Here is a 4,897-nt window from a genome sequence, read left to right as displayed (position 1 = left end):
CGCTGTTGGCTGCGTATGTGCAGGTAGTGGAGTACGGCTTGGTATTTGAAGTGTAATGTATATTTGCTCATAAAAAAACTGCACCTTGTGAGTTGGAGGGGATGTCCAACTTTTGGGGTGCAGTTCAAAAACAGAATTCTGTTTTCAGACGACCTTTTTGATAATCGGGACATACAGGCCGGACGGTAAGCCGGGTTCTGTCTCGGACAGTCATTCCTCTAGGCACACCATTACTGATGCACTCCAGCAACCTACCCGAACGCTCGGCGAGCAGCGTCAATGCGTTCTGTTTGGTCTTGCTCCGGATGGGGTTTAGCCTGCTGCGCCTTGTTACCAAGTGCACGGTGCGCTCTTACCGCACCTTTTCACCCTTACCCGTTCCGCCCGAAGGCGGCCGTCGGCGGTATTGCTTTCTGTTCCACTTTCCGTCGCGTTTCCGCGCCCGGCCGTTAGCCGGCATCCTGCTCTGCGGAGCCCGGACTTTCCTCCCCGTATGCCTTACGCGATACGCGGCGACTGTCTGTCCGACCTGTATGAAGCGCGGATTATAACACAATAAAAACATACCGTTTGAGTATAAAAAACGACCATTTATCACGCTTTTTGCATATTTTACACTAAAAAAATGCAAATAAAATAAACCGTTTAACTAAAAATGATACCGTTCGTCACAAAAATCAGATGACATAAAAATGAAACACGCATAGAATGATTTTCACATAACTACTTTAAATTGAGAACATTGCGATGAAAACACCTTACCCCCATATTTTATCCTGTATTGCCGTTTCGATATTAACAGCCTGTGGAGGGGGTGGCGGAGGCGGTACACCGTCTGTCGCGCCAACCCCGACTTATCCGATTGTCCAACCGGGCAATATTCCGAATCCATCCGGACAAACGGAAAGAACGGCAACCTCTCCTGCCGGTAATCAAGCCGATGCAAATAATGCTTTAGAAGCATCTGAAGAAAATATTCATAAAGAAGTAGAAAATTCCGTAAATTCAACACAAACGTCGTCTGAAAACCAGAATCAAGACGTAAAAGCGGATAGCAACGACAAAGCCGAAGCTGAACGAAAAGTCGCTGAAAAAGCTGCAAAAGCCAAAGCTGAAGAAGAACGTAAAGCGGCTGAGGAAGCTGCCGAAGCTAAAGCCGAAGCCGAGCGCAAAGCCGCTGAAAAAGCTGCAAAAGCGAAAGCTGAAGAAGAACGTAAAGCCGCTGAAGAAGCTGCCAAAGCCAAAGCTGAAGCCGAGCGTAAAGCCGCTGAAGAAGCTGCCAAAGCCAAAGCTGAAGCCGAGCGTAAAGCCGCTGAAGAAGCTGCCAAAGCCAAAGCTGAAGCCGAGCGTAAAGCCGCTGAAGAAGCCGCTAAAGCCAAAGCTGAAACTGAACGCAAAGCGGCTGAGGAAGCTGCCAAAGCTAAAGCTGAAGCCGAGCGCAAAGCCGCTGAAGAAGCCGCTAAAGCTAAAGCCGAAGCGGAACGTAAAGCTGCCGAAGAGGCTGCTAAAGCTAAAGCCAAGGCAGAGGCTGAACGTAAAGCTGCCGAAGAAGCTGCAAAAGCCAAGGCTGAAGCGGAACGTAAAGCGGCAGAAGAAGCCGCTAAAGCCAAAGCTGAAGCCGAGCGCAAAGCTGCCGAAGAAGCTGCCAAAGCTAAAGCCAAGGCTGAGGCGGAACGAAAAGCTGCGGAAGAAGCTGCCAAAGCCAAAGCTGAAGCCGAACGTAAAGCGGCCGAAGAGGCTGCCAAAGCTAAAGCTGAAGCCGAACGTAAAGCGGCCGAAGAGGCTGCTAAAGCTAAAGCCGAAGCTGAACGTAAAGCTGCTGAGGAAGCTACAAAAGTTAAAGCTGAAGAAGAACGCAAGGCCGCTGAAGAAGCCGCCAAAGCTAAAGCTGAAGCCGAGCGCAAAGCTGCCGAAGAAGCCGCCAAAGCTAAAGCCGAAGCCGAGCGCAAAGCTGCGGAAGAAGCCGCTAAAGCTGAAGCAGAGCATAAAGCCGCTGAAGAAGTTACCCCAAAAGCGGAGGTTGCTCCGGCTATGCAATCAATCGGCGGTTTTTACACCATGTTGTCGATTGACGGTGCCGATAACAAAGTGATTAACAGAGTGGGTAATCCTGATGTCCTCGAAGTCAACGGACAAAAAATCAACCTGCTGCCACAAACATTTGACGCGGCAAACGGTATGCTGTCCTTATCGGATAACAAAATTATCCGCGCCATCGGCACGCATCTGCAATACGGCCATTACGGTTTTTACGGAAGCAAAAAGGAAAACGGCGAGCTCAATTCATCCCTGGTGTTCTACCAAGGTCTGATGACGCCTGTCGAAGCCATGCCGCAAACCGGTTCGGCTATCTACCAAGGCAATGCGTTCTACAATGACGTATCCAACATTAACACGGTCGGCTCATCCCTGTTCAATGTTGATTTTGGTGAAAAATCGCTGACCGGCGGCGTTTATTCGGCAGAAGGACGTTTTAACCCCGTAATGCTCCAAGCCAATATTGCCGGTAACCGTTTTGTTTATGTGGACGCGACAACTAAAAACAGTATGTCGGGCATTTTCCTCGGTCCGCAGGCGGAAGAAATGGCCGGCCGCTTCGACCATCCGAGCGAAGGCAAGAGCGGTACGTTCGGCGCCGCCATGCTGAAAGACTGATTTTTACCGCATCATCAGCTCAAGAGGTCGTCTGAAAACTTGGAAATCAGGTTTTCAGACGACCTTTTTCCGTTCCCGGTCAAGAAGCAGCCCATAAAATGCTACAATACCGCTTTGATTTTTTGCCCGCATCATCATGAAAAAAGCCCCAAAATCCTTTGAAGAAGCCCTCGCCCGCCTCGAAACCCTGACCCAGTCCATGCAAAGCAGCGAAATGCCGCTGGAAGACGCTCTGGCAGCCTATCAGGAAGGCAACGAGCTGGTCAGATACTGCCAAACCAAGCTGGCGGAAGTCGAACAAAAGCTGCAAGTATTGGACGCGGGCGAACTGAAGGAGCTGAACCTTGAACCCAGCGAATGAATTGAAAGCATGGCAGCAAAAAGCCCAAGCGCAGACCGAATTGCTGCTGGAGCGTTTCCTGCCGTCTGAAAACCAAGTGCCGCACACGCTGCACGAAGCCATGCGTTACGTTACCCTCGGCGGTGGCAAACGTCTGCGCCCGCTCTTGGTGCTCGCCGCGTCCGAATTGGGCGATGCCGACCAAAACGCCGTCGAACAAGCCATGGCGGCGATTGAAATGGTGCACGTCTATTCCTTGGTACACGACGATATGCCCGCCATGGACAACGACAGCCTGCGGCGCGGCAAACCGACCTGCCATGTGAAATACGACGAAGCCACCGCCCTTTTGGTCGGCGACGCGCTGCAAACCCAAGCCTTCGACGTATTGAGCCGTCCGACCGGACTGCCCGCCGAACGCCAAATCGCCATGTTGTCCACGCTTACCAAAGCATCCGGCAGCCTCGGCATGGCGGGCGGACAAGCCATCGACCTTGCCAACGTCGGCAAAGCCATGAATCAGGCGCAGTTGGAACAGATGCATAGCCTCAAAACCGGCGCCCTCATCCGCGCCGCCGTCGTATTGGGCGCGCTTGCCTGCCCCGATTTGGATTCAGACGACGTCCGCACCTTAGATAGCTACGCCGCCAAACTCGGCTTGGCGTTCCAAGTCATCGACGACGTGTTGGATTGCGAAGCCGACACCGCCACCTTGGGCAAAACCGCCGGCAAAGACAGCGACAACGACAAACCAACCTATGTCAAACTGATGGGTCTGCAGGCTGCCCGCGCCTACGCCGAAACCCTGACTGCCGAAGCCGCCGCCCTGCTCGAACCCTTCGGCGCAAAAGCCCTGCATTTGCGGCTCTTGGCGGAATTTGTTACTGCGCGGAAAAATTAGGGCTCCGGCAAACAACCTGACCGAAAAATGACTCCCATGAACGATTTCGAACGCATTTACAACGATTGGCACGAATTTGCCAAAAACCGCGACACCACCCGACTGATCGGCCTGTATGACGACAACGCCGTTTTCGAAAGCCCGCTCGTCCCCCTTATCATGCAGCGGCAAAGCGGCATTTTGCGAGGCAAAGCCGACATCCTTGCTTTTTTAGAAGAAGGAACGCGCCGCCGACCGAATGAATTGGTACGCTGGTATCGCAACGGCACGCATTTCACGACGGGGGACACGCTGGTTTGGGAATACCCGCGCGAAACGCCCGGCGGCGATCAAGTGGATATTTTGGAACTCATGCAGATTGCCGGTGGAAAAATTGTCCATCACCGCATTTACTGGGGCTGGTTCGGCACGCAGATGCTGATTCGTTCGGCACTGAACCGTGCGGCGGAATAATCCGCGAAAAGAAGAAGAGGTCGTCTGAACCCCCAAAAATAGGTTTGAACTGCACCCCAAAAGTTGGACATCCCCTCCAACTCACAAGGTGCAGTTTTTTTATGAGCAAATATACATTACACTTCAAATACCAAGCCGTACTCCACTACCTGCACATACGCAGCCAACAGCGTACCGCAGATCATTACGGCATTTCCCGAACCCACCTGCGACGGTGGATACGCGCCTATCAAGAAGGCGGCATCGGCGCACTCGAACATCCCCAATCCAAAACCATGACCGACCACCGCAAAAACCCCTTTATCGCCGACAAACCCGACCACGAAAAAACACAGGCAGAGCTTATCGAAGAGTTGTGCTATATGCGCGCAAAGGTTGCCTATCTAAAGGAGTTAAAAGCCCTCAGCCAAAAGCGGACCGCAAAGGACAAAGCCAAACCGTCCAAACACTGAGGGCGCAACACCCGCTCAAATACCTGCTGCACATCGCAAACCTGCCCAAAAGCAGCTTTTACTACCACCACCAAGACCGGCCTGACCCCGACGCAG

5 protein-coding genes, 1 other RNA gene and 1 pseudogene are annotated in these 4,897 nt (G+C 52.5%); 5 read left to right on the top strand and 2 right to left on the bottom strand.

Features of this window, described 5'->3' with window-relative positions; genetic code table 11:
* Positions 1 to 173 (bottom strand): annotated as a pseudogene (locus tag DBY90_RS13445) (helix-turn-helix domain-containing protein); the annotation flags it as partial.
* Positions 171 to 532: RNase P RNA component class A (gene rnpB, locus DBY90_RS12345), an RNA gene on the bottom strand. The gene rnpB and the pseudogene DBY90_RS13445, both read right to left, overlap by 3 nt.
* A 215-nt stretch (positions 533 to 747) precedes the next feature.
* Here rnpB and DBY90_RS13440 point away from each other — a divergent pair.
* The 5 genes from DBY90_RS13440 to DBY90_RS12315 all read left to right on the top strand — a co-directional run bounded on the left by DBY90_RS13440 (position 748) and on the right by DBY90_RS12315 (position 4,801).
* The gene (locus tag DBY90_RS13440) at positions 748 to 2,655 is read left to right on the top strand and encodes a transferrin-binding protein-like solute binding protein (protein ID WP_107987327.1); all 1,908 of its coding nucleotides are present in this window, start codon (positions 748 to 750) and stop codon (positions 2,653 to 2,655) included.
* 133 nt (positions 2,656 to 2,788) lie between these two features.
* Entirely contained in the window at positions 2,789 to 3,016 is a 228-nt protein-coding gene (locus DBY90_RS12335) for an exodeoxyribonuclease VII small subunit (protein ID WP_107987325.1), read from the top strand.
* Positions 3,000 to 3,896: a polyprenyl synthetase family protein gene (locus tag DBY90_RS12330; protein WP_070490782.1), complete on the top strand. Its 897-nt coding sequence runs from the start codon at positions 3,000 to 3,002 to the stop codon at positions 3,894 to 3,896. The genes DBY90_RS12335 and DBY90_RS12330 overlap by 17 nt, the downstream gene beginning before the upstream one ends.
* 36 nt (positions 3,897 to 3,932) lie before the next feature.
* Complete coding sequence (locus DBY90_RS12325; protein ID WP_070440315.1) at positions 3,933 to 4,349, top strand: nuclear transport factor 2 family protein; 417 nt, start codon at positions 3,933 to 3,935, stop codon at positions 4,347 to 4,349.
* 101 nt (positions 4,350 to 4,450) lie between these two features.
* Entirely contained in the window at positions 4,451 to 4,801 is a 351-nt protein-coding gene (locus DBY90_RS12315) for a helix-turn-helix domain-containing protein (protein ID WP_107986413.1), read from the top strand.
* Positions 4,802 to 4,897 lie beyond the last annotated feature (96 nt).

It is taken from the genome of Neisseria mucosa, from assembly GCF_003044445.1.
In the GTDB taxonomy this organism is placed as follows: domain Bacteria; phylum Pseudomonadota; class Gammaproteobacteria; order Burkholderiales; family Neisseriaceae; genus Neisseria; species Neisseria mucosa_A.
The sequence above is the reverse complement of the archived record's forward strand: the minus strand, read 5'-3'. Positions and strand labels throughout refer to the sequence as shown.

Excerpts from the sequence above, each read along its gene's own strand:
- DBY90_RS13440 (WP_107987327.1), top strand. The coding sequence starts at position 748 with ATGAAAACACCTTACCCCCATATTTTATCCTGTATTGCCGTTTCGATA.
- DBY90_RS12325 (WP_070440315.1), top strand. The coding sequence starts at position 3,933 with ATGAACGATTTCGAACGCATTTACAACGATTGGCACGAATTTGCCAAA.
- DBY90_RS12315 (WP_107986413.1), top strand. The coding sequence starts at position 4,451 with ATGAGCAAATATACATTACACTTCAAATACCAAGCCGTACTCCACTAC.